Here is a 26,455-nt window from a genome sequence, read left to right as displayed (position 1 = left end):
AAGGTGTCCCAAAGGCAACGGGACACCTTTTTTTGCGTTGAAACAAATTCGTTGAGGCGCCCAGCCGTTTATTTGCCTGCCCGCGGCCATGAGGCGATCGCCTCAAGCATCCCGCGAATCGTGAACTTGCCGAATCGGTGCGGCAAAATAAAGTGGTCGCCTTGGCGGATCGCGTATGTCCGCTCATTATGAACGAGCTCACCCTCGCCTTGGAGGATGCTGACGATGAGAAACGGTTTCGTCTGCTCCCACTCAGCGGCGCCGCGGACATCCCATTTTTGGACGCCGAAATAGTCGCCTTCCACGAAGGTTGTTACTGTCGCGCCAGGAATTTCGGAGACATGGGGGCGGACATCCGTGTCGCGGTGCGGGACGGTCGTGACGTCAATCGCTTTCTCGAGATGAAGCTCGCGCTTCCGCCCTTGGCTGTCGACGCGGTCGTAATCGTAGACGCGGTAGGTCGTATCCGAGCTTTGCTGCGTCTCAAGGACGAGCGTCCCTTCGCAAAGGGCGTGGATGGTGCCGCTCGGGACATAGAAGAAGTCACCGGGGCGGATCGGCACTTTCCGCAGCAAACGATCCCATTCCCCCGCCTCCATCATGGCGCGCAGCTGCTCTTTCGTTTCTGCATGATGGCCGTAAATCAACTGGGCGCCCGGCTTGCAATCGATGATGTACCAGCACTCCGTTTTGCCGAGCTCTCCGCCTTCATGCGTTTTCGCGTATTCATCGTCCGGGTGGACTTGGACTGACAAATCAGCATTGGCGTCTAAAATTTTCGTCAACAGCGGAAAGCGGTCAGATGGAAAATGGCCGAATAAGTCGCGGCGTTCCTCCCATAATTGCCCGAGCGTCATCCCGGCAAACGGTCCGCGGGCGACGACCGTCTGCCCGTGTGGATGGGCGGACACCGCCCAGCATTCCCCTGTTTGCGAAGACGGAATGTCATAGCCGAATCGTTCGGCCAGCTTCGTGCCGCCCCAAATGCGCTCTTGAAAGACAGGGGTGAGAAAAATCGGTTCAAGGTCCATGCCTCATCCCTCCCGAAAACATCATGCGACATGCAGTCCACTCTAATTTTCATCTTATCACGAAATGCGCCATCGGCAAATGAAAACGATAAGAGGGTTGGGAACATATATTCCCAACCCCCGTTGGAACTCAAGGTCGGCATGCCAACCGCGACGATGTTCCTCACGCGTCACCGTCCTGCGTCAGCGCGTCACTTCGCGTCATCAAGTTCAATGCGCGCGAGCGGCCGTGTCGCCGGTCCTTCGATAACATCGCCATCGATCGAGAAGCGCGAGCCATGGCATGGGCAGTCCCATGTCCGGTCGCCGCTGTTCCATTCCAGTTCGCAGCCCATATGGGTGCACGTCGTATCGACGACATGGAGCGTCCCGGACTCGTCCTTATAGGCGCCGGCCCGTTTCCCGTTGACCGAGACGACCGCCCCTTCGCCGCGCGCCAAATCTTGCGGCCGCCGGCCGGCCGGTTCGATTTTCCCGGACAATAAATGTTTGGCGACATCGAGGTTTGTCGCGAAAAACTGTTTAATGCTCGGGTCGGCGTAAAAGCGAGACGGGGAGTACAAGTCGCGGTATCGGTTGTCGCGGCCGAGGATGAGGTCAGATAAAAGCATCCCGGCGACCGTCCCGTTCGTCATCCCCCACTTCCGGTACCCTGTCGCGACATACATGTTTGGCGCCCCTGCCGTCATCGGACCGATGTATGGCACTTTGTCCAGCGTCGTCAAATCTTGGGCCGACCAACGGTAACGGATGTCATTCACCGTAAACAGCTGCGAAGCGAACGAGGACAGCGCCTCGTAATGACGCATCGTCGGCACGCCTTGGCCGGTTTTATGATTTTCGCCGCCGATCAAGATGAGCGTCTCGCCGCCTGCCGCTGCGGAGCGAACCGAGCGCTTCGGTTCGTCGGCACTTAAATACATGCCGCCCGGGTACGGTTCAGCGATCGTCACTCCCAATACGTACGACCGTTCGGCGTACATGCGCGAAAAGTAAAACCCGCCGTCGTAAAACGGAAAGTGGGAACAGACGGCGACATGGTCGCACTCGACCCGTTTTTTGTCGCGTGTTGTGACCGCTAACCGTCTTCCTTGCTCGATGTCCGCCGCCGGCGTGTGCTCGTAAATGGCGCCGCCGGCCTGCGTGATGGCGTCAACGAGCTTGACCAAATATTTGAGCGGGTGGAACTGCGCCTGCCGCTTCATCACGACCGCTGCCGCCACCGGCAGCGGGAGCGGGATTGACTCAACGAAGGCGCCGTCAATGCCGAGCCGTTCATACGCTTCCCACTCTTTCACTAGTTTTTGGAAAGAGGAGGAAGACGTCGTATAAATGTAGGCATCTTGCTCGCAAAAATCGCAGTCGATCTGTTGCTCTTCGATCGTGCGGCGGATAAAATGGAGCGCGTCCATGCAGGCGTCATAATAGAGCCTCGCCTTTTCTGCGCCAAAATGATTGAGAAACTCATCGTAAACGAGATCGTGTTGGGCGGTGATTTTCGCTGTCGTATGGCCGGTCGTGCCGTTAAGGAGCCGATCGGCTTCCAGAAGGGCGACGCGCGCCCCTTGCGTCGCCAGCAAATAAGCGGTTGTAATGCCGGAAATGCCGCCGCCGATGACCGCGACGTCGACGGAAATGTCCGCATCGAGCTTCGGAAACGACCGAAGTGAAACGGAATCACGCCAGTACGGTTCCACGATGGGAGGAAGGGACGACATCACTACACCTCCTTGGCTGTCAATGTTGTCTTCTGTAGTTTTCCTTTTGTCAGGCGAACTATTCCACATATCCACAACGGTTTTCTTTTTTGGCAACCGTCCGCAAGAAGAGTGAAAGATGATACAATAGAAAAAAAGAGGACAAAACTGTTTTGCAAAAATAATGTCAAAGGAAGATCAGGAGTGAATAAATATACAAATTCGTTTCATGAACGCGCCAACGCGATGGCAGACAGCTTAATTTTGGAGCATTACAGCTTGAGCGAGCTCAATTTTGAGACCGTCAGCCATTACCGCGAGCGGTTCGCTCGAGTGAAGCCGGACCATCCGTGGAACGGACTCGAGACAAAAGAATTTTTATACAAAATCGGCGCGTGGGGCAAGCTGCGCGACAGCAGCAAAGAAGGGCTGACGCTCGCGGGATTGTTGATGTTCAGTGAGGAGCGGATCATCACCGAGGTGCTGCCGCAATACTTTTTGGAATATCGAGAGCATGCTGACGGTGAAGCGGCAGGATGGACGAAGCGGTTCACATCGCAAGACGGCACATGGTCGGGCAACATTTACGATTTTTATTTTCGCGTGTTGGCTGAGCTGGAGCGTCACGTTTGGTCGGATGAAGGGCGCGCTCTGCTTGGCGAGGCGCTCGTCAATGCGCTCGTTCATGCCGATTATGGGGAGGAAGGCGGCATCACCGTCGAAAAAGAGGACGGCTCGTTTTGCTTTGCCAACCCGGGACGGTTCCGCATTCCGATTGAAGCGGCAATGGCGGGGCATACGAGCAATTTGCGCAACCCGAATATCTTTAAAATGTTTTTGTTGATCGATGTATGCAAACGCGCGGGATCGGGCCTCAAGCGAATGCACGATATGCAGGGACAGGCGCTTGCTTGCCCGATCGATATCTCGCAGCAAACGAATCCAGACCGTACAATCGTTGTGTTGTGCCCATTGCGATTTCCAGCTGAGACTAGCGAGACAATCGAAACAGAACTGGATGAACGGCTGCAACAGACGGAACTTGAATGGAAGGATTCGGACAACCGACAGGAAACCGAGAGCTTCGTAACTAACGAACTAAGCTTCGTAAATATAGACGCCAACTCCGTTAACAACGAAGAAAACTCCGTAAATATAGCCAAAAACTCCGTAAACAACGGGTCGGACTCCATAAAAAATGAGTCTGACTCCGTAAATAGAACGTCGAACTTTATAAATAAAGAGCTGAGGTTCGTAAATAGCTTGCATAGCTCCGTAAACAACGACACCAGTATGCATGACAGCAACGAAAAAGGGGAAACGATCGACGAACGGCTATGGAAGATGGCAGAATTAGCACGGCGAAAAAAACGGTTGGCTCCAGCGGTCATGGAACAATTGATCGTTCGGTTATGCCGCGAGCGGCCGCTGCGCCTGAAAGAGCTGGCCGAGCTGCTCGAACGGACGCCGGATGGATTGCGCAACAATTATTTAGGAAAGCTGTTGGAGGAAGGGAAAATCCGCTTAAAATACCCGGATCAGCCAAATCATCCGCGCCAAGCCTACATAGCGGTTGATGAATGAAAGGATTGGAGGGGGAAAGCGGGGCCATGATCCAAACGGAAATACACCGATCGAAAGGATGGCGTCTGCGATCGCACATTTCCTGCTTTTTGTTTTATAAAGAGGGTGTCCCGCAAGGATTGGGACACCCTCTCTTTTGATCGGACTTGTCATCCAGCTTGCTTTTCTTCGGCTTGGCCATGCTGGCGACGATGCATTCCTTTGGCGAAGTATACTGCCGTCAAAAGCAGCAGCCAGGCCGGGCCGATGATCAAGGCGATGCGCGTATCCGGGAAATACGCCATTAGGGCGGCAACGCCGATCAAAAAGGCAAGCGACACGTATGAGCTGTACGGATGAAGCGGAAGTTTGAACGTGAGACGTTGTGCTTGTTCCGCGCTCAACTGTTTGCGGAATTTCAGCTGGGACAGCAAAATTACCGCCCACGTCCAAATGGCGCCGAATGTGGCGATGCTTGTCACCCATTGGAACACTTTTTCCGATACGTAGTTCAAATATACGCCGACAAGCATGACAAGCGCAGTGGCGATCAAGGCGGCGCCCGGAATGCCGCGTTTCGTCAGCCGGCCGAATGCGCTCGGCGCTTCTTGCTGTTCAGCAAGGTTAAACAGCATCCGGCTGGTGCTGAAAATGCCGCTGTTGCACGACGACAAGGCGGCGGTCAAGACGACAAAGTTGATGATGACTGCATAGCCGAGCAAAATCGCCGGCCCGGCCATTTCAATCGCGGACGCCGAACCGAGGAATAAGCCGACGCCGATCGCTGCGCCGAGCGACATGAGCGAGATGTGCCGTTCTTCCAATCCCCGATGCAATTGCGGCTGTTTTTGCTCCATTGTTTCTCCTCCTTCATCCAATAATAAAGAATATTTTTTGAAAAAGGATTTTTAAAGCGCTTACATCATAATACTAATCGATATAAAACCGGTTTGTAAATGATCAATATTTTAAAATACTATATATAGAATAATATGAATAGTATTTAAAAATATAGGAATTGCCTCGGTATAATGCTATTCTGTACAATGGGAAACGCGAGATACGCAGGCAGAGGGTGATGATGTATGGAAGAACGGGAAGCGAAAGCGTTTCTTGAACAGCTGCAGCACGAAGGACTGCTCACCGAATCGACGCGTCCGGTTTGGGAAATGATTTTGCCGAGGCGGTTGAAGCGGATGTATGAGGTTTTGAACGAGCGCACCCGCTATATTACCGTCTTGATCGAAGCGGTCGATGACCCACACAACCAAGCAGCGGTGCTGCGGACGGCCGAGGCATTTGGCGTTCAAGACGTTCATATTGTGACTGGAAAGGCGCCGTTTTCGCCGAACCGGCTTGTGACGCGCTATGCCGATCAGTGGCTGACGCTCCGCCATAAGCCAGATATCAAAACGGCCATTGCCGACTTGAAACAGCAAGGGTATCAAGTGTATGCAAGCTATCTCGGCGAGGGGACGATTCCGCTTTCCGACATCGATCTGTCCCGACCGACGGCGTTGTTGTTTGGCAACGAGCATAGCGGCGTGTCGGAAGAGGCGCTCCGCTTGGCGGACGGAACGTTTGTCATTCCGATGTACGGCTTTGTGCAAAGCTTTAACATTTCCGTCGCCGCGGCGTTGGCGCTCTATGATGTCACCGAGCGGGCGCGCCGCCAGGCAGGGGAGCGCTACTATTTATCGTCCGGGGAGAAAAAGGTGTTGTATGAACAGTGGATGTGGCAAACGTTAAATCCACGAATCCGCAAACAATTGGAACAACAAGGATATACAATACAAAACAACGGAGGACAGCCGGGCTCCTTTCAATAAGGAATCCGGCTGTTTTTGTTATGGCGTATTTTTCCGCAACTCCCCTTCCTCATCAATATTTCCCTAATCGAGGAAAACAAGTGGCGATTTGTTGAACAATGATTGAACAGTTTGTGACAAATGTTTTGCCGATTTATGAACTTTTTCGCTCGTTCGTTTCAAACATTTTCAATTTTGATATGGTAGAGACAGAAGAAAATGCATGGAAGGCCCCAAAATGGCTGGGGCGGAAGAGGGAGGACCGATAGCGATGAAACGGGCGAGATGGCGCGCGGTGCTGGTTTTGCCGCTTTTGTTTTTGCTTGGGGGCTGCGTGGAGCGCACAGCTGTGCTCAATCCGCAAGGGCCGGTGGCGCGCATGCAGTATGATTTGATCATGTGGTCGGTCGGCTTTATGTTGTTCATTATTGTTGTTGTATTTACGTTATTTGCCGTTTTTCTCATTCGTTATCGCGAGAAGCCGGAAAATGCCGGCTATGAGCCGCCGGATGAGGAAGGGAACACGCTGCTTGAAGTCGTCTGGACGGCCATTCCGATTTTGATCGTCGCTGCGCTCGCTGTTCCGACAGTGAAGGCGACGTTTGCGTTGGAAAAGCCGCCGACCGAGAAAGTTGAACCGATCACGATTCATGTGACGGCGGCGAACTGGAAATGGATTTTCAGCTATCCGGAAGAAAACATTGAAACGGTCAACTACGTCCATATTCCGGCCGGTGTGCCGGTCAAGTTTAAGCTGACTTCGGTCGGACCGATGAACTCGTTTTGGGTGCCGGAATTAGGCGGGCAAAAATATGCGATGGACGGCATGGAGACAGAGCTGATCTTGCAAGCCGACAAGCCCGGTTCCTACATGGGGCGGAGCGCCAACTTTTCCGGGGAAAAGTTCGCCCATATGGAGTTTGAGGTCGTCGCACAAACGGGAGATGACTTCCGAAAATGGGTGAATGAAGTGAAACAAACCGCCCCGAAGCTCGATGAGAAAAAATATACACAAATTTTAAAACCGGGGCTTGTTGGGCGAATGACGTTTTCGAACACCCACTTAGAATGGATTGACCATGCGAAACAAAACAGCCATCATGCAGATGGAAAGCCAATGAAAAACGACGATCAAAGCGATGAAGCGATGACAAACAGTCACCATCATGGGGAGTAGGAAAGGAGGAACGAAGGATGAAGTGGAGCGAGTTTTTTGTCACTGGTGAGCCGCTTATTTATGCGGCCGATGTCGCCATCGTCTTGACGATGGTCGGCATTGTGTTCGTGTTGACATATTTTAAAAAGTGGAAATGGCTGTGGAACGAATGGCTCACGACGGTGGACCATAAAAAAATCGGCGTCATGTACATTATTTGCGCGGTGCTTATGCTGTTCCGCGGCGGCGTCGATGCGCTTTTGATGCGGGCGCAGCTGACCGCGCCGAACATGAAGTTTCTTGACGCGCAACATTACAATGAAATTTTCACGACGCACGGGACGATTATGATTTTGTTTATGGCGATGCCGTTCATCATCGGTTTGATGAACATTGTCGTTCCGCTGCAAATCGGGGCGCGTGACGTCGCTTTTCCATATTTGAATGCGTTAAGCTTTTGGCTCTTTTTCTTCGGCGCGTTGCTGTTTAACATTTCGTTCGTCATCGGCGGATCGCCGGATGCCGGTTGGACGGCGTACTTCCCGCTTGCCAGCAACGAATTCAGCCATGGCGTCGGCAACAATTACTATGCCGTTGCCTTGCAAATTTCCGGGATCGGGACGTTGATGACAGGGATCAACTTCCTTGTCACGATTTTAAAAATGCGCGCGCCGGGCATGACATTGATGCGCATGCCGATGTTTACGTGGACGATTCTCATTACGTGCGTGCTCATTATTTTCGCTTTCCCGGTATTGACGGTCGCGTTGGCGTTAATGACGTTTGACCGGCTGTTTGATACGCAGTTTTTCACGATGGCCAACGGCGGCATGTCGATGTTATGGGCGAACTTGTTCTGGATTTGGGGCCACCCGGAAGTATATATCGTCATTTTGCCGGCATTCGGCATCTTCTCGGAAGTCGTCAGCACGTTTGCCGGGAAGCGTCTGTTCGGTTATAAAGCGATGGTCGGTTCGATCGTCGGCATTGCTTTCCTGAGCTTTATCGTTTGGGTGCACCACTTCTTTACGATGGGTGCCGGCCCGGCAGTGAACTCCGCCTTCTCGATTACGACGATGGCGATCGCCATTCCGACCGGGGTGAAAATTTTCAACTGGCTGTTTACGCTGCGGAAAGGAAAAATTCGCTTTACGACAGCGATGCTTTGGTCGCTGGCGTTCATCCCGAACTTTGTCATCGGCGGCGTGACGGGCGTCATGCTGGCGATGGCGGCGGCCGATTACCAATACCATAACAGCTATTTTCTCATCGCCCACTTCCATTATGTGTTGATTGCCGGTACGGTGTTCGCCTGCTTTGCCGGCTTGCATTACTGGTATCCGAAAATGTTTGGCCATATTTTAAACGAGCGGCTCGGCAAATGGACGTTTTGGCTGTTTATGATCGGCTTTAACATCTGCTTCTTCCCGATGTATTTCCTCGGGCTGATGGGGATGACGCGCCGCATGTACACGTACTCAGAAGGTCTCGGCTGGACGCCGCTGAACGTCGTGGCGACGGTTGGGGCGGCCTTGATGGGCATCGGGTTCATTGTGCTTTGCTATAACATTTACTACAGCGCCCGCTACGGCGAGCGCGACATGACCGGTGACCCGTGGAATGGGCGGACGCTCGAGTGGGCGACCGCGTCGCCGCCGGTGCATTATAACTTCCCGGTGACGCCGGTTGTCGAAGATTTGGATGCGTATTGGGTGATGAAGAAAAAATATGGCGGCTTCCAAGTGAAAGAAGAAGACTTGAAGCCGATCCATATGCCAAGCAACTCAGGGCGCCCGTTTTGGATGTCGGTGGCGTTTTTCGTCGCCGGGTTCGGCCTCGTGTTCAAATGGTTTGCGTTGGCGATTGTCGGTGCCTTGTTCATTGTGCTTGGGCTTATCCTCCGCTCATTTGAAGATGATGATGGCTACTATATTCCGATCGATGAGATTAAACGGATGGAGCGGGCGGCGCGAAAGGGGGCGTAACGAATGGGAGAAGTTGCACACCGTTATGATGAAACGCTGCCGCTGGAGTATCGGACACAAGAGAGTCGGTTGAACATATTGGGCTTTTGGATTTTCCTCGGGGCGGAAGTCGCGTTGTTTGCGACCTTGTTTGCCACCTATCTCGTCTTGTTCCAACGGACCGGCTCCGGGCCGACGGCAAGCGAATTGTTTGAAGTCAAGGACGTTCTCATCGAGACGTTGTTGCTTTTAACAAGCAGTTTTACGTGCGGGCTGGCTATTTTTGAAATGCGCCGCGGCCGGCTCGCCGGGCTGCTGGCTTGGCTGCTTGTCACGCTGTTGCTTGGTGCAGGGTTTATCGCGTTTGAAATTCGCGAGTTCATCCATTACGTCCATGAAGGGGCGACGATGCAGACGAGCGCGTTTTTATCGAGCTTTTTCGTGCTCGTCGGCACGCACGGCGCCCACGTCAGTCTAGGAATTGGCTGGATGATTTTGATCATCATCCAGCTCCTCCAGCGCGGCTTTACGCCGAAAACAGCGCGGAAAGTATTTATCGTCAGCTTGTATTGGCACTTTTTAGACGTCGTCTGGATTTTCATTTTCACGCTCGTCTATTTGCTAGGGATGGTGATGTAACATGGGCGCGAACGGCCATCACGAATCATTTCCTTGGAAACATATTATCGGTTTTGTTCTTTCGCTCGTCTTGACGTTTGCCGCCCTTTGGGTGGCGCTCTCATCCGGGCTACCGCTCAAAGCGGTCATTGTCATCATAGTCGTGTTTGCTGTGATTCAAGCAAGCTTGCAGCTGTTTATGTTCATGCACGTCAACGAAAGCGACAGCGGCCGCATTCAAACATTCAACATGGCGTACAGCTTCTTTATCGCCATTGTCGTTGTCGCCGGTTCGATTTGGGTGATGCAGTTTGTGTTGTAAAGTGGAGCTGGCCTCATGGCAGGCCGGCTTTTTTTCATAATGAGGGAGCGTTGGTGTTTTGGGAACGGATGGACTGCAACGCTTTGGCTGGGCCCGTTTGAAGGCTGACTGGCGCGTTTTTTTGTTTTTGGCCAGCCGGGTTTGCCTTTGCTTGCTCCATAATCAGCGAATGCTGGCCGATGGCCATAGATGAGAGCGCGGCCTTGCGCCAACTACAAAAAGCGCCTTGCCGATTCACGGCAAGACGCGTTTTACAATACTTTTGACAAAAACGCTTTCGTCCGCTCGTGCTGCGGGCGGTCGAACAAGTCTTCCGGCTTCCCTTCTTCGACGATGCAACCGCCGTCCATAAACAGGACGCGGTCGCCGACTTCGCGGGCAAAGCCCATTTCATGGGTGACGACAACCATCGTCATCCCTTCATTGGCCAGCTGCTTCATGACCGAGAGCACTTCCCCGACCATTTCCGGGTCAAGCGCTGATGTCGGCTCGTCAAACAGCATGATTTTTGGTTCCATGGCGAGCGCCCGGGCAATGGCAACGCGTTGCGCCTGTCCGCCGGAGAGAGAATCCGGATAGGCGTGCGCTTTATCTTGCAAACCGACTTTGGCGAGCAGCTCCATCGCCTTCGCCTCTGCTTTTTCACGCGGCCATTTGCGCACTTTCATCGGTGCCAGCGTGATATTGTTCAACACCGTCATGTGCGGAAACAAGTTAAAGCGTTGGAACACCATGCCCACTTCTTCACGCACTTTGTTTAAGTTCGTGTCTTTCGCTTTTAAGTTGATGCCATCAATGATAATTTCGCCTTCATCGAAATCTTCAAGCAAGTTTAAGCAGCGCAAAAACGTCGATTTCCCTGAACCGGATGGCCCGATGACAACGACCACTTCCCCTTCGCGGATGTGGGCGTTGATCCCTTTCAGCACTTCGAGCGATCCAAACGATTTTTTCAACTGGCGCACGTCGATCATGAGGTTGAATACTTCCTTTCAAGGTAATGTGACAATTTGCTTAACGACAGCGTCAAAACGAGATAGACAAATGCGACTGTTAAATACGGCTCCCAGACGCGGTAATACTCGCCGGCCGCTGCTTTCCCCCAGTACATGATTTCCGGGGCGGCGATGACCATCCCAAGCGACGAGTCTTTAATCAAGACAATAAATTCGTTGGCAAACGGCGGGATCATTCGCTTTAACGCCTGCGGCAAAATGATGTAGCGCATAGCCTGGGCGTGCGTCATGCCAAGCGAACGGGCTGCTTCCATTTGCCCTTTGTCGATGGACTGGATGCCGGCGCGGAAAATTTCCGCGACATACGCGGCGGAGTTGAGCGAAAGTGCAACAGCTAAAGAAACGATCGCATTTGGCTGAGCGAATAGAAGCGGCATGACGCCGAAATGGACGAGCAAAATTTGCACGACAAGCGGCGTGCCGCGGAAAAAGTTGATATACCAGACAAACGGCCAGCGGACAATGGGGTGGCTTGCCATTTTGCCAAGTCCGATGAACAAGCCGAGGATGAGGCCGAAGATGATGCCGACTAGTGACACGCCAATCGTCGCAAGTAGTCCTTGGAAAAAGTAGGGGGCGTATTCAACAATAATATCAAAACGAAAATCCATCGATCTCACCTTTCTCTACGAAAAATGCGTAACTTGCTGGCAGTTACGCATTTTTCTAAGTTCGTGCGTTTATTGTTGTTTTAAGCGTGCCATATTTGGTTCTTTGCCAAACCATTTTTTGTAGATTTCAGCGTATTTGCCGCTGTCCATCACTTTCTTTAATGCCTCATCCACTTTCGCTTTCAGTTCGCTGTCTTTCGGGAAAATCATGCCGTAATATTCATAAGCAAAGTTTTTCGGATCTTCGATGACTTTCAGTTTTTTGTTTGGGTTGTTTTTTACATATTCATTGGCGACAGCGTTGTCGGTGATGACAGCATCCACCCCGCCATTCAGCATTTCCATAATGGCGACGACGGTTGTCTCGAACTTTTTAATATGATTGCCTTTGCCAAACAGTTTTTCTGCGGCTTCTTGACCGGTTGTCGCGTTTTGGACGCCGATCGTTTTGCCTTTTAAGTCAAGAGCGTTTTTCACCGGGCTGTCCTCTTTTACTAAGATCACCTGTGTTGCTTCAAAGTATGGAGCCGAGAAGTCATACGTTTGTTTCCGTTCATCCGTAATCGTAATGCCGGAGATGCCCATGTCGATCTCTTTGCTTTGCAGCGAGGCAAACAGCGGATCCCAGCCGACGTTTTTCAATTCATAATCCAAGCCGGCTTCTTTCATGACCGCATCGAGAAGATCGACGTCAAACCCAACGATTTTCCCTTTTTCCATATACTCAAACGGCGCAAACGCCGCATCTGTCCCGACGACGATTTTTTTCTTTGCTTCCCCACCGCCGCCTGATGACGAATTTGTTTCCGTTGACTTGCCGCCGCAGGCGGCGAGCGCCATGAACAACGCAGCAACGACGACTGCGATCAACCCTTTCTTCAACATATTATAAAATCCCCCTTTGAAATCATTGTCGATGAACGATTATCATACTATCAATATTTTTGCGATTATGCAATAGGTTTTATAAAAATAATTGTTTGAACATTTTGGTATCCATTCCTTAATACAAAAAATATGTATTTATCAATGGTTTTATATAGAATCATCCTGATAAATAACAACGAATTGAATTTTTATAAAATAATGTTTATGAAAAGAAGCTGCAGTTATGTATGATTCTGAATTTACTAAATATTATATCGGAAAGAGAGAGTGTTGTACATCTTTTTTTAAATTCTTTTATTTTATCGGATTTGGAAAAAAATAAATACTATTGTATAAATATTATTTGTTCCATTATGATAAGAGTGCAGGTAACAAGACAACAAAGAAAGGGGAGCACGACATGGTTTTATTTTCAGTCATTGTCTACTTAGTTGGCATGCTGTGGATCGGCTATTGGGCGTATAAACGGACGTCGAATTTGTCCGATTATATGCTTGGCGGCCGGACGCTCGGGCCGGCGGTGACCGCGCTTAGCGCCGGGGCTTCCGACATGAGCGGCTGGTTGCTAATGGGGCTGCCGGGGGCGATGTATATCGATGGAGTGAGCGCCGCATGGATCGTCATCGGCTTGACGCTCGGCGCTTATGCAAATTGGCTGTTCGTTGCGCCGCGCTTGCGCGTCTATACAGAAGTGGCGAACGATTCGATTACGATTCCCGAGTTTTTGGAACACCGTTTCGGCGATCGGACGAAATTGTTGCGGATGGTGTCCGGGATCGTTATCATGGTCTTTTTTACGTTTTACGTCTCATCCGGCCTTGTCTCGGGCGGCGTGTTGTTTGAGAACTCGTTTGGCGTCAGCTACCATACTGGACTTTGGATCGTCGGCGGCGTTGTGGTCGCTTACACGCTGTTTGGCGGCTTTTTGGCGGTCAGCTGGACGGATTTTGTGCAAGGGACGATTATGTTCATTGCGTTGATTCTGGTGCCGGTGGTGACGCTGTTCCATACAGGCGGGCCAGTGGATACGATTGAGACGATCCGCGACATCGATCCAAACTTGTTGAATTTATGGAAAGGAACGAGTTTTCTCGGCATCATTTCGTTATTCGCCTGGGGGCTCGGCTATTTTGGCCAGCCGCATATTATCGTCCGCTTTATGGCTATTAAGTCGGTCAAAGAAATGAAAAGCGCCCGCCGCATCGGCATGGGTTGGATGATTTTCTCCGTTGTTGGGGCGATGTTGACGGGTCTTTTTGGAATCGCTTACTTTTCGCAGCGCGGCATGAAGCTTGATGATCCGGAAACGGTATTTATTAAGCTCGGGCACATTTTGTTCCATCCGATTATTACCGGGTTTTTGCTGGCAGCGATTTTAGCCGCAATTATGAGCACCATTTCATCCCAGCTGCTCGTCACCTCGAGCTCGCTGACCGAAGATTTGTATAAAGTGCTGTTCCGCCGCTCGGCTTCGGATAAGGAGCTTGTCTTTGTCGGGCGCCTGTCCGTGCTTATTGTTGCGGTTGTCGCGACCGCGTTGGCGTACACGAAAAACGACACGATTTTAAACTTGGTCGGCTACGCCTGGGCGGGCTTTGGCGCGTCATTCGGACCGGTCATTTTGTTGAGCTTATTCTGGCGGCGGATGACGAAATGGGGGGCGCTCGCCGGCATGGTTGCCGGGGCGTTGACGGTCATTCTTTGGACGCAATCCGCCTACTTAAAAGGGCTGTTGTATGAAATGATCCCCGGTTTTGCCGCCAGCTTGGCAGCGATTGTTATCGTCAGCTTGCTGACGAAGGAGCCAGAAGGGAAAGTAGCTGAACAATTTGATCGATTCAAGCAGTTGCTGTCCTAAAAATAGGCAAAAGGGTGTCCCCTTGTGCGCAGGGGCACCCTTTTTGTCGTTTAGGACTATTTCACTTGATTCCAATCCGGGTACAAGTCGATGCGCCGGTCGCGCCATGTCGCGACCGATCCTTTTTCCCGCACTTTGCGAAGGAGTGACAAGTCAAGGTCGGCGGTCACGATCATGTCGTCGTTGATCTCGCCGGCCGCGAGCACGCCGCCGGGCGGGAACGGGATGTCATTGGGCGTGATGACGGCCGCTTGGCCGAAATTGGCGCGCATAAAGTCGACCGTCGGAAGCGACCCGACCGTGCCGGTCGTGACGACATACACTTCGTTTTCGATGGCCCGCGCGTGGCAGCAATACCGTACGCGGTAAAACCCGTGCCGGTCATCCGTGCACGACGGACAGAAGATGACATCTGCCCCTTTGGCGCGCGCCAAGCGAACGATTTCCGGGAACTCGATGTCATAGCACGTCAAAATGGCGATCGTCGCTTTGTCCGTTTCAAAAACATGCACACCGTCGCCCGGAGCGATGTTCCACTCGTTCACTTCCGTCGGGGTGATGTGCAATTTCGCCTGCCGATGGATATGTCCGTCCGGCGTGAATAAATGGGCGACATTGTACAGCTTGCCGTTTTGGCGGATGACATGCGTGCCGCCAATCAAATACATGCCGGTGTCTTTGGCGAGCGACACAAACAGCTCGGTGTATTTTTCGGTATAATTCGGCAAGTCATCAATCGTCGCTTGCCGTCCGCCATCGAGTGGAATGGAAAGCAACTGCGTCGTGAAAAATTCCGGGAACAAGACAAATTCGGCGTCAAACTCTTGCGCCGTTTTCACGTAATGCGTCACTTGCGCGGCAAACTCGTCAAACGAATGGATGGTATGAAGATGATATTGGACAGCCGAGACGCGCAATGGCGGCACTCTCCTTTCTGCTTCTTTCATCGCATATAGTCTCCATTTTACCATAATGAAACCGGTTTGGCGCATCCATTCCCACCACCAGCAGGACAGCCGTATGAGGCGAAAACGAGCAGCGGCGCCTTTTTGGAGGCTGGTCGGGCGAATGCCGATGTTTCCGGTGAATGCACACAATCCCTTCATGACAAAGACAAGATCGAATCCTTGTCTACTGTTCTCCGTAGCGGCGGTACGCGCCGTGGTGCGTCGGCCCGACGTATTCGTTGAGCGGGAATGAGTGGCGAATGGCGGCGGTGATGAACGCTTTCGCCGTCGCAATGGCGTCTTTCACCGGCCGGCCTTTCGCCAGTTCGGCGGCGATGGCCGCCGAGAACGTGCAGCCCGCTCCGTGCGTATACGTCGTTTCAATCCGCTCCGATTCGAGGAGTTCAAACGTTTTGCCGTCATAAAGGACGTCGACCGCATAGTCGTGCGGAATTTTCCGCCCGCCTTTGACGATCACATACTGCGCTCCGAGCTCATGAATGCGCCCGGCTGCTTCTTTCATATCCTCGATCGTCTCAATGCGCGGCAGGCCGGCCAGTTGCGCTGCTTCAAACAAGTTTGGCGTCACGACCGTCGCTTTTGGTACGAGCGTTTCGCGGTAGCACACCGTGTTTTCCGGGTGGAGCGGCTCATCCGCCCCTTTGCATACCATGACCGGATCGACGATCGCATTTTTCAAACCATGCTTTTCAATCGTCCGCGCGGCCAGTTCAATGATGTCCGTCGTCGGCAGCATTCCCGTTTTCAAAGCGTCAACGCCGACGCCGACGATGATCGTCTCAAGCTGGGCTTCGATCGTTGCCAGGTCAACGGGGAACACTTGGTGCGCCCACCGGTTGTGCGGATCCATGGCGACGATTGTCGTGATGGCCGTCATTCCGTAAACGCCAAGCTCTTGGAACGTTTTTAAGTCCGCCTGCAGCCCGGCGCCGCCGCTGCTGTCCGACCCGGCGATCGTTAATGCTTTTGGCATTGTCATCGTACCCACTCTCCTTTTGTTTCAATGAATATCATGAATTCACCTTAAGATTGAAACAGTTGCTCTACATCGACGGAAAAGCCGTCAAGCGCACGTGAACATGCGGTGCCGGTTTTTTTCCAGACGCCGGCTTGTTCATATTGTCCATTGTCATTGAGCGAGTAGATTTGCACAACACGATGCATGGGGTTCACGATCCAGTATTCATGGACTCCGTATTGCATATACAAATTCAATTTGAACACGAGATCGTACGCCTGGTTGGAAGGGCTCAAAATCTCGATGATCAACGTTGGGACGCCGACAAATTTTGTGTCCGTTAATCCGCTTCGATCGCAGATCACGGTTAAATCAGGGACGACAATTTTCTTTCCTTCGATCCGTTCGTTCTTTAGTTCGATATCAAAAGGGGCATGAAACACTTCACACGGCTTTCCTTCTAAAAAATGGAACAGTTTGACGTGCAGCCGTCCCGATATGCGTTGGTGCTGGGTCGAAGGAGAGGGGGGCATAAACACAACGCCATCAATGTATTCTAAAACGCGGTCGGTTGTTTCCCGCATGCGTTGACACTCCACACGGCTAAAGCCGTGGGATTCTTGGGTCGTTGGCGTCCTCATCCATTTCTGGTTCGGACAACGCCCAAGTTCGGGGCTGTGTCATCAGCCCATCCCATCGGGTTAGGATGTACCCCGATGGGCGGCGCACCTGTGACCAGTGCGCTAGGTTAGGCGGCAAAGCCCGAAATCGCTTTGGCGATGTTGATCGCGCCATTCAAGTCAGCATGGAGAGTGTATCCGCACTTTTGGCATCGGAAGCGGATGCCGTTTCGGTTCGCTTTCTCTCGATGTCCACATTTACACGTTTGGCTCGTGTAGGTCGGCTTCACCCACTCCACCCGAATGCCCGCCATTTCCGCTTTATAGGCAATCATCGTTTGCAGTTGGTGAAATGCCCAAGAATGAAGGCTTCGTCCTGCTTCTTTGGCCGATGTTGCCCGTTTCCGAATCCCTGTCAACTCTTCCATCCGAATCACGCCAACACCGTTGGCGAGGGCAAAACGGACGATTTGACGGCTGATTTTATGGTTTCGATCCTTCATCCAGCGGGACTCTTTACGGCCGATTTTGCGAACCATATGGAGCTTCTTCGCTTGGCCCAACGTTCGCCGCAAAGCCGCATATCGTCGGCGAATGAAAGCGCATTGGCTGCCCTTGAAAAACAACGATTTCGTTCCCACGCTGGCAACGGCGATATAGCGAAGCCCAAGGTCAACCCCCATCACCTTTGTTTCGTGTCGCGGCTCCACTTCAAAGGTGATGGTGATCGCCAAGTACCATTTCTTTCTCTTTTTGTAGAGCTTGGCTGCCCCTTGTTTGGCGGTTCCATTGATAAGCCGATTCAGCCACGCTTCTTGATAGGAACGCGTGACGACCGGCACGCCAATTCGCTTCTCCAGTGTGGGGAAKGAAACCGTGTAGAACKCTCCTTTCTTTTCCACCTTCACGTTTTGATTGTTRAAGCAACACCAKAATGTTCGAAACTTCTTTGTTTTCTGGTTTTTCTTTTGGGACTTCACTTCTCGAATCGTCTGATTCACGACGGCAGAAGGAAACCGCTGCGATGAAAATTCTTTAAATCGTTTGCTCGTCGCTTGATTCAGCTCGGGATGATTCAACAGCCAATTCGCAAACGCGGTATTCACTTCTGTCATCCGTTCGTACATGTCTTGTTTGACTTTCGTTGGGTTGTGCAATTCCAGCTTTAGTGTGATGGTTGGCATGGATTCACCTCCTTGCAACAATGACAGGATACCATTTCCATATGAAGAAAACGGCTCACTTTCATCCCACGCCTAAAGAGCGTGGGCTTTCTCGTTCGTGAATCTGTAAATTTTTGGGTCGTGGTCATATTCCTCGTCAATTCGTTTTAGGCATCGTTCAATGATGCTGATCTTATTCAAAATCACATCATTTTTCATACACCGACCCACTTTCCGCAATTCGTTTTAACACCGGCTCCCTCTCTTCATTCAGCTTTGCATACATTTTCAACGTTTTCATTTCAAACTCCATTCGTTTCCGTTCGTCGCCACAATCGATCACCTTTGCGCTTGAGACGACTTGCGCTTGAAACACGGTGCTGGCTTGGCGCAAATCGACAAGATCGACATCGCGCCCTAACTTGTCAGCCAACTCCCCGGCGAGCCGAAACAGCTCATACGGATCATGCGGTTCGCCGTCGCTGACAAAGGCGATGTCGACATCGCTGTCTGGGCGCAGCGTCCCACGGGCGGCTGAACCGAACAGGTAGATGACGAACGGGTGAAGAGCCGGGCGGAGCGTCTGAATGATGATCGTCTCCATTTCGTTTGGCAATCGCGATGCCCCCTTGCGTTTTTCTTCATTATAGCAAAATTTTTTCGTTCCTGGAGAAAAGACGGAAAAAGAAAAAGAGGCGATGGCGACCGCCCCTTTTTACAGCGAAAATCCTTTATTCGTGCGAAAGAGTCTGACCTCAAGAAACGGACGTGCGGTCGATGAAAACGTTTGACCGAACGGCCGTCATTTTCTTGCACCACCGTCTTCCGAAATGACGCTGGATCCTTTGTTTGGGTCGAACGATTGGTACCATTGAACATCATTGAAAATATGCACGGGGAACCGTTCTTTGTCCAAAATGAGAAGATTGTACCGCAAGTCTCCATGATTGATTCGATTGATCAAATCTTTTGGTATATCATTTGTCCAAGTGGAAGAAATGGTGATGGTATATGATAACTGTCCGTTTGCCGGCAAAGGGCCTTTGACAGCGTTGGAACGGTCAACATGGGTCAGACGCGAGAGTTCCTCTGGATATTGAATGACGAAATAGTAATCTCGATACTGTTCAAGCAAACGGTACAGCTGTTCCGAGATGGTGTAATGAATCGTCAGCTCGATCGATCGACTTGTCGCCTTTGCAATAAATTGATTGACTAGAAAATGCGGAGGGAGAAATTTCTGTTCCAACGATAACGGCTTTTGTTCCGTCTCCGCTTTTTCATGTTCCTGCTTCGCTTTCTCCAACGGATGCGGCGCAACAGGGGCGGGGTCGTGTCCGCGTTCGCACGCCGCCAGCAAGAGAAAGCAGATGAAAAGGGGATGGAAAAATTTTTTGCTCATAAAATCACCATTCATGAGTGTTTAGTTTTGTTTAATGCTGTCGGAATATCCCTCATATGTCCATTGTCCGCTGACGGTTTTCGAGCTGATGAGAGTTCCTCTGCTGTAGTAATTTTCTTTACCGGTCGCTTTCACCCAACGGCTTCCATATCGAAGGGTATAGGTGGAATAAGGAGGGATCGTCCAAGTAACAGTTGTTGTTTTTTCCACCCGCGCTCCTAAACTTACTTCCGTACTAATTCCTACTTCCAGGACCATCTCGTTAAATGTGGACGACGAAGAAACAGTAGCGGTTGCATACGCTTCTCTCTTGACTGTGTGGGAAACAGTGTCAGTAGTAGATTTGTTGTTTACATGGGTATGAGTCCAATAAATGGTCAGCCCTCTTGTATCTGTGCTGTGAACGTATTCATATCCATCATAAGGGATATAGGTTGGATTGATTTCTGCTTCTGTCTTATTAAATGGGGTAAGAGAAAGCAATCCAGCCAAAAGAATCGGACTAATGGTTTGAATCATCTTTCTTTTGAACATCACAATCCCTCCTAATATTTAGAATTTATAACCTATTTTTAGCAAAAAAAAAGTAAGTGTCAATAATATTTCCAAAAAAATTATTTTATAAAATATTCACCCCTTCACTAAAAGTGTGCTTGACTGAATCGAGGTGAAAAATCGGTTTGATAAACGGTCCATTGGAAAGAAAGATCCGCCGAAAGCAAAATTGATGTTCGGCGGATCCTCTGTTGTAAGTTATGATTCGATTTTCGCCACAATGGCGTCTCCTTCAACGTCGATGCGGATTGCGCGCACGGGACTGCTTGCGTCAAGCAGGCAGTCGGCGATGTTGTCTTCGACTTGCTCTTGGATGACGCGGCGGAGCGGGCGGGCGCCGAAGGCCGGATGGTAGCCGAGTTCGGCCAGTTTTTCTTTCGCCGCTTCCGTCACTTCGAGTTCAATGCCTTGTTCGCGCATCGCCGCTTTGACGTCGGCGAGCATCAAATCGACAATTTCGAGCAAGTGCGCTTTTTCGAGCGGCTTGAACTCGATGATGGCGTCGAAGCGGTTCAAGAACTCCGGCTTGAAGTAGGCGCTCAACGAGTCAAGGACGCTTGTTTGTCCGTTGCCCTCTTTTTCAAAGCCGACGGTGATTTTTTTGTCGGTCACACCGGCGTTGCTTGTCGCGATGATGACGGTGTCTTTGAAGCTGACGGTGCGGCCTTGGCTGTCGGTTAAGCGGCCGTCTTCCAAAATTTGCAGGAAGATGTGCTGTACATCCGGGTGCGCTTTTTCAATCTCGTCGAGCAAGATGATGCTGTACGGATTGCGGCGCACTTTTTCTGTCAGCTGGCCGGCTTCTTCAAAGCCGACATAGCCCGGCGGCGAACCGATCAGCTTCGAGACCGAATGTTTCTCCATGTATTCGCTCATATCGAGGCGAATCATGGCGTCTTTTGTGCCAAACAGCTCCTCAGCGAGCGTTTTGGCGAGCTCCGTTTTCCCGACGCCGGTCGGGCCGACAAACAAGAACGAACCGATCGGGCGGTGTTTCGCTTTCAAGCCGGCGCGGCTGCGGCGGATCGCCTTGGCGACTTTTTTCACCGCTTCCGCTTGGCCGATTACTTTTTTCGCCAAGTTTTCTTCGAGATGTTTCATTTTTTCTTTTTCATCGGCTTGCAGTTTGCCGACCGGGATACCGGTTTTCTCGGCAATGATTTGCTCGATGTCCGCCACATCGACTGTTGGGCGTTCTTGGGTGACGCCTTGCTCGAGTTGTTTCTCAAGCTTCAGCTCTTCAGCGCGCAGTTTCGCTGCCAGTTCATAGTTTTCCTCTTTCGCCGCTTGTTCTTTTTCTTTCGCGATTTGGATCAATCGCTCTTGCAGTTGCTTTTCATCGGTCGGGCCGAGGCGCAAGTTCGCTTTCGAGCCGGCCTCGTCAAGCAAGTCGATCGCCTTGTCCGGGAGGAAGCGGTCTTGAATGTAGCGGTGCGACAATTTCACGCATGCTTCGATCGCTTCGTCCGTATAGCGGACATGATGGAATTGTTCGTATTTTGGCTGAATGCCTTTTAAGATGGCGATCGCTTCCTCAACGGTCGGCTCGTGGACGATGACCGGTTGGAAGCGGCGCTCAAGAGCCGCGTCTTTTTCAATTTGCCGGTATTCTTTGAGTGTCGTCGCCCCGACGACTTGCAGTTCGCCCCGGGCAAGCGCCGGTTTTAAAATGTTGCCAGCGTCCATGGAGCCTTCAGCGGCGCCAGCGCCGACGAGCAGATGGATTTCGTCAATGAACAAAATGATGTTTTTCCGCTCTTGCAGTTCGGCGATGAGCCGTTTCATCCGCTCTTCAAACTGGCCGCGGATGCCGGTGTTGGCAACAAGCGAAGCGACATCAAGCAAGTACACTTCCTTGTTTAACAGTTTTTCTGGCACTTGCCCTTCGGCAATTTTCAGCGCAAGCCCTTCAACGATGGCCGTTTTCCCGACGCCCGGCTCCCCAATCAACACCGGGTTGTTTTTGTTGCGGCGGTTTAAAATTTCCATGACGCGTGCGATTTCTTTGTCGCGGCCGATGACCGGATCGATCAAGCCCGCTTTGGCCATTTGCGTCAAGTTGCGGCCAAACTGATCCAAAAATCCGCCGCTATGGCTTTGCGGGCGTTTCGCCATCGTTTCTGGCGAGCTCATCCCCGCGTTGGCGGCTGTGAACGGGCTAGTAAAGAAGTCATCAAAGGAAAACGGCGAAAAGCCGAAGTTCATCATCGGAATCGACAATTGTTGTTTTTGTTTTTCATAGCATTCATGGCACAGATGAAGTTGTTGTTTTTCACCGTTCCATTGCAAGTTGACAAACACCGTTGCTTCACGTTGTTGGCATGCTTGGCAACGCATGAGGTATACCCCCTTTTTCCGTTATTTGGATTTGACTTTGACTTTCTTTGATCTTCTGACTTTATTATACTTTGACCTTTTTTGACTTTCAAGTGTTTTTTACAAAAAAATTGTGATAACGATGAAATGTTTTTGAAAAAATGGTGAATACTAATGTAGGTGCGGCAAAGCTATGATAAAGTGAAAAACAGAAAAAGAGGCGGAAAAGGCCTGCCTTCGGTGCTGACAACGGGGCGGCTGAACTACGTTTATAATGAATTTTAAGGAAAAAGGAGAAAGGTGAAGATGAGAAGACATTTTGGTTTAGCATTAACTACTATGCTTTTTGGGATGATGATCATGGCCGCTTGCACAAACAACAACAAGCAAGCCGAGACGCCGGCCGTGCTTGAAGTGAAAATGGATGTTCCGGATCACATCGATTTGAACAAGCCGACCAAGCTCTCCTGTGTCGTGACGTATGGCGGTGAAAAAGTGGACGATGCGAGCGAAGTAAAGTTTGAAGTATGGAAGCATGGAAGCAGCGAGCGGGAAATGATTGAAGCAAAGCATGACGGCGATGGCCGCTACTCGGTGGAAAAAACGTTTACCCAAGCGGGAACGTATTCGGTCGTTGCCCATGTGACAGCGCGCGATATGCATAACATGCCGAAAAAAGATATTGTCGCTGGCAACCCGGAACAGGCGGCAACGGCCGACGGTGCGGGCGAAAATTCCCAAGGCAGTGCTGAAGAACACCATCATGGCGCCGTCGCCATTTCGCTGTCATCCCGTTCGTTCGAAGCCGGGAAACCGGCGGCATTGACCGTCCATCTCACCAAAGACGGGAAGCCGTTTACGAACGCCACTGTTCGCTTTGAGATTTGGCAGGCCAACAACAAGCATGAATTTGTTGATGCGGATGAAAAAGGAAACGGCGAATACGAGGCCGTTGCCACGTTTGCCAACAAAGGAACGTATTCGGTGAAAGTGCATGTGGAAGCAGATCAATTGCACGAACATCAAGTCGAACAAGTGACTGTTCAGTAATGAAGGATGCCGAGGAAGGCATCCTTTTTTTTCTATTCGTCTTTCTTGTCCGCTGCGGACATATATATGGAAGTAAAGCAGTGGACAAGGAGAAGGAGAGGGCAGGCAGTGAAGAAGAAAACGGAATGGTCGGAGGCTTGGCAAATCGCCGCTGTCTACGTCGGCACGGTGATTGGAGCGGGATTTGCGACTGGCAGGGAAATTATTGAATTTTTTACCCGCTACGGAATGGCTGGGACGATCGGGGTGGCGGTCAGCGGCGTTTTGTTCACATGGGGCGGCGCGCGCCTGATGGTGATGGCGCGCCGCATTGGAGCCGCGTCATATGATGAATTGAATCGCTATTTGTTCGGAAGAATGTTGAGTCCGTTTGTGACGCTCGTGATGACGGCAATGATCGCGGGGGTGACGGCGGTGATGATCGCTGGGGCGGGCGCGGTGTTTGAAGAGCAGCTCGGCTGGCCGCGGCAGGCGGGCATCGCGCTGACGCTCGTTTTGGCGCTTCTTGTCATGTTGTTTGACCGCAAAGGGCTGTTTGGCGTCAACGTGTTTGTCGCGCCGATGATGGTGTTGTTTAGCTCCATCGCTTTTATCAAAACGATGATGGCTGGCGACTTGTGCCGCCTGGACATGGCCGCGGCGGACTATTCCCTCAAGGCGATGTTGTCGCCGTTTTCCTATACGGCGTTTAACTTGGCGATGGCCCAAGCGGTGCTTGTCCCCATCGCCCGTGAAGCGACCGATGAGCGAGCGGTGAGGCGCGGGGCGATGTTAGGTGGAATGGTGCTGACGGTTTTGCTGCTGTTGAACCATATGGTGCTGCTGTCGTTTCCACACAAGGACGATTATGATATTCCAATGGCAGAAGTCGTTCATACGTTTTTTACTGTGTTGTATTGGCTTTATGTCGTCGTCATTTACGGAGAAATTTTTACATCGGTCATCGGCGGCATGTTTGGGCTCGCACGTCAAGTGCGCGTTTGGGTGCCGTTTCGCGGGAAATGGCTGGGCGTGCTGCTCGTTTTGCTGTTTGCGGCGGTCAGCCCGTTTCATTACGGGGAGCTGCTGTCATTCATCTATCCGCTGTTTGGTTATATGAGTCTTGTGCTGTTGTGGCTTCTTTGGCGCCGGCAGCTGCCGCGCCGGTAAATGAGCCCTTTCGTTCCCCAAAGTTTTTTTGGTGAAGGGGGACGAAAGGGTTTCGTTTCGTTATGAGTGGAAGCGGGCGATCATTTTTTCTAAATCGCGCGCTGCCGCAGCCAACGTGTCTGCTTCCCGCGCTAGTTGGTGAAGGGCGAGCGTTTGTTGCTCAAGCCCAGTCGCTGTTTCTTGCACCATGTTTGAAAAATCGGCGGCGACGGTGCGTACGTCTCCCATCAGTCCGCCGAGCTGCTCGCCGTCGGCGGTGATGGCGTTAACATACGCTTCGTTTTGCTGAAGCAAGTCGTTCAGTTGGGCGAACATGCCTTGAAACGATGTGAACGTCTCCCCTGTTTTCCAAAGAGAGTCTTTCGTTTTTTCGACGTGGCGGCCGCTTCCTTGCATCGCATGCACGGCTTCTTTGAGCGCGTTCGTCATGGCGTCGAGCGAAGCGAAAATTTCAGCGGCGAAGGCGTTTGTATCTTCAGCGAGCTTCCGGACTTCTTGGGCGACGATCGAAAAGCCGCGGCCCGCTTCACCGGCCCGCGCCGCTTCAATCGAAGCGTTCAAGGCGAGCAAGTTCGTTTGCTTGGCGATCGTGCGAATGGCGGCGATCATCTCATGAACGCGCGCTGCTTCATTGGCTGCTTTGTCGATGAGGGCGGTCGTTTCGCCGATGCCGCGTTGCATCGCGTCCATGTTTGTTTTCGTTTCCTCAATGAGGCGGATGCCTTCGGCCGCTGACGACCAGGCGTCGCCCGCCTGCCGTACGACGCGTTCAACGGCGGCCCGCATGAACTGCACGCGTTCCACCATCTGCTGGATGACGTCATCCGCTTGCTCTACGGCGGCCGTTTGTTGTTTCGCTCCTTCGCGGAACGTTTCGACAGCGGCGGCAATTTCGTCAAACGATTCAGAAAGGCGGCGCATTTCCATCTGCTGTTCATGGCTGACATCATGCACTGTTTTGGCCGCTTTGCCGAGCTCGGCGATGATCGTGCGGATGCCGAGAATCATTTTGTTGATTTCGTAAGCGATTTGATGAAATTCATCCCGTTTTTTCGTCGTTTTCACTTCCGCCTGCAGTTGGCCGGAGGAGACGGTGCGGGCGACGCTGTACCAATGGCGAAGCTGGGCGGCAATGGCCCGATGCCAGGCGGCGCCAAGCCCAAGCCCAACCGCAGCGGCGAACAGCGCGGCAAAAACGGGCGGCGCCCCGGCAGCGGAAGCGGCCAGTCCGACGGCTGCGGGCGCGATGGCGATGCTTGCTAACACCCATTGCAAATACGGACGATGCATGAGCCGCCCCATCCGCAAATTGATCCGCCTTCCGCCCGGCTCCGTCCAAAGCGGGCAGCTGGCGTCAATCAACACTTCGCCTGTATCACGTTCGTACACTTGCAACAGCGGCTCGTTCGTGCGGGCAGCGGCGAGCCCGACCGGGTCGGCAAACACCCGCCCTTCACGGAGGCGGTTCGTATGGACGAGTCCGTATCCGTTTTCATCGACAAGAACAAAATATTCATCATGGCCAAGCCGTTCATCCAACAAGGCGCGGATGCGGTCGAGCTGCTCCTCAAGCGGGCGCGTTCGGTCGATTGACCGCCGCAGCGCTTCCGCAGTCTCCGTCGCTTTTTTCAACGCCCGTTTCGCCCGGCGCCGTTTCGTCAATTCGCTCATAGACGATTCTCCTTTTTTCGTTTTTATCTATCCTCAATAATATATAGAATATTTTGTCGAATCAATAGGGA

Annotated in this window: 23 protein-coding genes and 1 pseudogene; 9 read left to right on the top strand and 15 right to left on the bottom strand. The window is 51.9% G+C overall.

The features are described 5' to 3' along the window. Positions 1 to 68 precede the first annotated feature (68 nt). Positions 69 to 1,031 carry a mannose-6-phosphate isomerase, class I gene (gene manA / locus B1A75_RS04435; protein ID WP_047819169.1) on the bottom strand — a complete coding sequence of 321 codons (963 nt, stop codon included), beginning with the start codon at positions 1,029 to 1,031 and terminating at the stop codon, positions 69 to 71. A 191-nt stretch (positions 1,032 to 1,222) separates the two neighbouring features. Beyond that, positions 1,223 to 2,749 (bottom strand): FAD-dependent oxidoreductase, encoded by a 1,527-nt coding sequence (locus tag B1A75_RS04430; RefSeq protein WP_047819168.1) that lies wholly within the window; start codon positions 2,747 to 2,749, stop codon positions 1,223 to 1,225. Positions 2,750 to 2,932: 183 nt separating this feature from the next. Here B1A75_RS04430 and B1A75_RS04425 point away from each other — a divergent pair, with 183 nt between their 5' ends. After that, a complete protein-coding gene (locus tag B1A75_RS04425; protein ID WP_044743005.1) occupies positions 2,933 to 4,312 on the top strand; it encodes a putative DNA binding domain-containing protein in 1,380 nt (459 codons plus the stop codon). 149 nt (positions 4,313 to 4,461) lie between these two features. On the opposite strand, the pseudogene B1A75_RS04420 reads toward B1A75_RS04425, so the two are convergent. Then, a pseudogene (locus tag B1A75_RS04420) lies at positions 4,462 to 5,001 on the bottom strand (amino acid permease); the annotation flags it as partial. Between the two features lie 375 nt (positions 5,002 to 5,376). On the opposite strand from B1A75_RS04420, the gene B1A75_RS04415 reads away from it, so the two are divergent. From B1A75_RS04415 to qoxD, 5 genes are all read left to right on the top strand, one after another. Continuing rightward, complete coding sequence (locus B1A75_RS04415) at positions 5,377 to 6,120, top strand: TrmH family RNA methyltransferase (RefSeq protein WP_044743007.1); 744 nt, start codon at positions 5,377 to 5,379, stop codon at positions 6,118 to 6,120. A gap of 250 nt (positions 6,121 to 6,370) precedes the next feature. Next, a complete protein-coding gene (qoxA, locus tag B1A75_RS04410) occupies positions 6,371 to 7,276 on the top strand; it encodes a cytochrome aa3 quinol oxidase subunit II (protein WP_074042917.1) in 906 nt (301 codons plus the stop codon). 17 nt (positions 7,277 to 7,293) lie between these two features. Continuing rightward, positions 7,294 to 9,240 (top strand): cytochrome aa3 quinol oxidase subunit I, encoded by a 1,947-nt coding sequence (qoxB, locus tag B1A75_RS04405; protein ID WP_074042916.1) that lies wholly within the window; start codon positions 7,294 to 7,296, stop codon positions 9,238 to 9,240. Positions 9,241 to 9,243: 3 nt separating this feature from the next. Beyond that, the gene (gene qoxC / locus B1A75_RS04400) at positions 9,244 to 9,858 is read left to right on the top strand and encodes a cytochrome aa3 quinol oxidase subunit III (protein ID WP_074042915.1); all 615 of its coding nucleotides are present in this window, start codon (positions 9,244 to 9,246) and stop codon (positions 9,856 to 9,858) included. 1 nt (position 9,859) lies between these two features. Continuing rightward, the gene (gene qoxD / locus B1A75_RS04395) at positions 9,860 to 10,159 is read left to right on the top strand and encodes a cytochrome aa3 quinol oxidase subunit IV (protein WP_074042914.1); all 300 of its coding nucleotides are present in this window, start codon (positions 9,860 to 9,862) and stop codon (positions 10,157 to 10,159) included. Positions 10,160 to 10,410: 251 nt separating this feature from the next. Here the strand turns inward: qoxD and B1A75_RS04390 are convergent, their stop codons facing one another. From B1A75_RS04390 to B1A75_RS04380, 3 genes are all read right to left on the bottom strand, one after another. Beyond that, entirely contained in the window at positions 10,411 to 11,133 is a 723-nt protein-coding gene (locus B1A75_RS04390; protein WP_074042913.1) for an amino acid ABC transporter ATP-binding protein, read from the bottom strand. After that, positions 11,130 to 11,786, bottom strand: a complete 657-nt coding sequence (locus B1A75_RS04385) for an amino acid ABC transporter permease (RefSeq protein ID WP_074042912.1) — start codon at positions 11,784 to 11,786, stop codon at positions 11,130 to 11,132. Before B1A75_RS04385 ends, B1A75_RS04390 begins: the two co-directional genes overlap by 4 nt. Before the next feature lie 69 nt (positions 11,787 to 11,855). Continuing rightward, complete coding sequence (locus tag B1A75_RS04380; protein ID WP_074042911.1) at positions 11,856 to 12,671, bottom strand: basic amino acid ABC transporter substrate-binding protein; 816 nt, start codon at positions 12,669 to 12,671, stop codon at positions 11,856 to 11,858. Between the two features lie 403 nt (positions 12,672 to 13,074). On the opposite strand from B1A75_RS04380, the gene putP reads away from it, so the two are divergent. After that, on the top strand, positions 13,075 to 14,532 hold the full coding sequence (gene putP / locus B1A75_RS04375) for a sodium/proline symporter PutP (RefSeq protein WP_074042910.1): 1,458 nt from the start codon (positions 13,075 to 13,077) through the stop codon (positions 14,530 to 14,532). 56 nt (positions 14,533 to 14,588) lie between these two features. Here putP and B1A75_RS04370 read toward each other — a convergent pair whose 3' ends face one another. From B1A75_RS04370 to B1A75_RS04335, 8 genes are all read right to left on the bottom strand, one after another. Beyond that, a complete protein-coding gene (locus B1A75_RS04370; protein WP_079935824.1) occupies positions 14,589 to 15,479 on the bottom strand; it encodes a carbon-nitrogen hydrolase family protein in 891 nt (296 codons plus the stop codon). 184 nt (positions 15,480 to 15,663) lie between these two features. Beyond that, on the bottom strand, positions 15,664 to 16,479 hold the full coding sequence (pdxK, locus tag B1A75_RS04365) for a pyridoxine/pyridoxal/pyridoxamine kinase (protein ID WP_074042908.1): 816 nt from the start codon (positions 16,477 to 16,479) through the stop codon (positions 15,664 to 15,666). A gap of 44 nt (positions 16,480 to 16,523) precedes the next feature. Further along, on the bottom strand, positions 16,524 to 17,099 hold the full coding sequence (locus B1A75_RS04360) for a Uma2 family endonuclease (protein WP_079935823.1): 576 nt from the start codon (positions 17,097 to 17,099) through the stop codon (positions 16,524 to 16,526). Positions 17,100 to 17,206: 107 nt separating this feature from the next. Continuing rightward, complete coding sequence (locus B1A75_RS04355) at positions 17,207 to 18,262, bottom strand: RNA-guided endonuclease TnpB family protein (RefSeq protein WP_079935822.1); 1,056 nt, start codon at positions 18,260 to 18,262, stop codon at positions 17,207 to 17,209. 187 nt (positions 18,263 to 18,449) lie between these two features. Beyond that, a complete protein-coding gene (mntA, locus tag B1A75_RS04350) occupies positions 18,450 to 18,857 on the bottom strand; it encodes a type VII toxin-antitoxin system MntA family adenylyltransferase antitoxin (RefSeq protein WP_011230466.1) in 408 nt (135 codons plus the stop codon). Between the two features lie 186 nt (positions 18,858 to 19,043). Beyond that, positions 19,044 to 19,643 (bottom strand): hypothetical protein, encoded by a 600-nt coding sequence (locus tag B1A75_RS04345; RefSeq protein WP_079935821.1) that lies wholly within the window; start codon positions 19,641 to 19,643, stop codon positions 19,044 to 19,046. Positions 19,644 to 19,664: 21 nt separating this feature from the next. Further along, positions 19,665 to 20,177 (bottom strand): hypothetical protein, encoded by a 513-nt coding sequence (locus tag B1A75_RS04340; protein WP_020754942.1) that lies wholly within the window; start codon positions 20,175 to 20,177, stop codon positions 19,665 to 19,667. A 219-nt stretch (positions 20,178 to 20,396) separates the two neighbouring features. Then, positions 20,397 to 22,535 (bottom strand): ATP-dependent Clp protease ATP-binding subunit, encoded by a 2,139-nt coding sequence (locus B1A75_RS04335; protein ID WP_079935820.1) that lies wholly within the window; start codon positions 22,533 to 22,535, stop codon positions 20,397 to 20,399. Between the two features lie 285 nt (positions 22,536 to 22,820). Between B1A75_RS04335 and B1A75_RS04330 the strand changes: the two genes are divergently transcribed. Further along, positions 22,821 to 23,564 carry a FixH family protein gene (locus tag B1A75_RS04330; protein WP_074042962.1) on the top strand — a complete coding sequence of 248 codons (744 nt, stop codon included), beginning with the start codon at positions 22,821 to 22,823 and terminating at the stop codon, positions 23,562 to 23,564. A 108-nt stretch (positions 23,565 to 23,672) separates the two neighbouring features. Further along, positions 23,673 to 24,713: a YkvI family membrane protein gene (locus tag B1A75_RS04325; protein ID WP_079935819.1), complete on the top strand. Its 1,041-nt coding sequence runs from the start codon at positions 23,673 to 23,675 to the stop codon at positions 24,711 to 24,713. A 60-nt stretch (positions 24,714 to 24,773) separates the two neighbouring features. Here B1A75_RS04325 and B1A75_RS04320 read toward each other — a convergent pair whose 3' ends face one another. Then, a complete protein-coding gene (locus B1A75_RS04320) occupies positions 24,774 to 26,384 on the bottom strand; it encodes a methyl-accepting chemotaxis protein (RefSeq protein ID WP_074042961.1) in 1,611 nt (536 codons plus the stop codon). Positions 26,385 to 26,455 lie beyond the last annotated feature (71 nt).

The organism is Geobacillus sp. LEMMY01, from assembly GCF_002042905.1.
GTDB lineage: Bacteria > Bacillota > Bacilli > Bacillales > Anoxybacillaceae > Geobacillus > Geobacillus proteiniphilus.
The sequence above is the reverse complement of the archived record's forward strand: the minus strand, read 5'-3'. Positions and strand labels throughout refer to the sequence as shown.

Excerpts from the sequence above, each read along its gene's own strand:
- manA (WP_047819169.1), bottom strand. The coding sequence starts at position 1,031 with ATGGACCTTGAACCGATTTTTCTCACCCCTGTCTTTCAAGAGCGCATT.
- B1A75_RS04430 (WP_047819168.1), bottom strand. The coding sequence starts at position 2,749 with ATGTCGTCCCTTCCTCCCATCGTGGAACCGTACTGGCGTGATTCCGTT.
- B1A75_RS04415 (WP_044743007.1), top strand. The coding sequence starts at position 5,377 with ATGGAAGAACGGGAAGCGAAAGCGTTTCTTGAACAGCTGCAGCACGAA.
- qoxA (WP_074042917.1), top strand. The coding sequence starts at position 6,371 with ATGAAACGGGCGAGATGGCGCGCGGTGCTGGTTTTGCCGCTTTTGTTT.
- qoxB (WP_074042916.1), top strand. The coding sequence starts at position 7,294 with ATGAAGTGGAGCGAGTTTTTTGTCACTGGTGAGCCGCTTATTTATGCG.
- qoxC (WP_074042915.1), top strand. The coding sequence starts at position 9,244 with ATGGGAGAAGTTGCACACCGTTATGATGAAACGCTGCCGCTGGAGTAT.
- qoxD (WP_074042914.1), top strand. The coding sequence starts at position 9,860 with ATGGGCGCGAACGGCCATCACGAATCATTTCCTTGGAAACATATTATC.
- B1A75_RS04390 (WP_074042913.1), bottom strand. The coding sequence starts at position 11,133 with ATGATCGACGTGCGCCAGTTGAAAAAATCGTTTGGATCGCTCGAAGTG.
- B1A75_RS04385 (WP_074042912.1), bottom strand. The coding sequence starts at position 11,786 with ATGGATTTTCGTTTTGATATTATTGTTGAATACGCCCCCTACTTTTTC.
- B1A75_RS04380 (WP_074042911.1), bottom strand. The coding sequence starts at position 12,671 with ATGTTGAAGAAAGGGTTGATCGCAGTCGTCGTTGCTGCGTTGTTCATG.
- putP (WP_074042910.1), top strand. The coding sequence starts at position 13,075 with ATGGTTTTATTTTCAGTCATTGTCTACTTAGTTGGCATGCTGTGGATC.
- B1A75_RS04370 (WP_079935824.1), bottom strand. The coding sequence starts at position 15,479 with ATGAAAGAAGCAGAAAGGAGAGTGCCGCCATTGCGCGTCTCGGCTGTC.
- pdxK (WP_074042908.1), bottom strand. The coding sequence starts at position 16,479 with ATGACAATGCCAAAAGCATTAACGATCGCCGGGTCGGACAGCAGCGGC.
- B1A75_RS04360 (WP_079935823.1), bottom strand. The coding sequence starts at position 17,099 with ATGAGGACGCCAACGACCCAAGAATCCCACGGCTTTAGCCGTGTGGAG.
- B1A75_RS04345 (WP_079935821.1), bottom strand. The coding sequence starts at position 19,643 with ATGAGCAAAAAATTTTTCCATCCCCTTTTCATCTGCTTTCTCTTGCTG.
- B1A75_RS04340 (WP_020754942.1), bottom strand. The coding sequence starts at position 20,177 with ATGTTCAAAAGAAAGATGATTCAAACCATTAGTCCGATTCTTTTGGCT.
- B1A75_RS04335 (WP_079935820.1), bottom strand. The coding sequence starts at position 22,535 with ATGCGTTGCCAAGCATGCCAACAACGTGAAGCAACGGTGTTTGTCAAC.
- B1A75_RS04330 (WP_074042962.1), top strand. The coding sequence starts at position 22,821 with ATGAGAAGACATTTTGGTTTAGCATTAACTACTATGCTTTTTGGGATG.
- B1A75_RS04320 (WP_074042961.1), bottom strand. The coding sequence starts at position 26,384 with ATGAGCGAATTGACGAAACGGCGCCGGGCGAAACGGGCGTTGAAAAAA.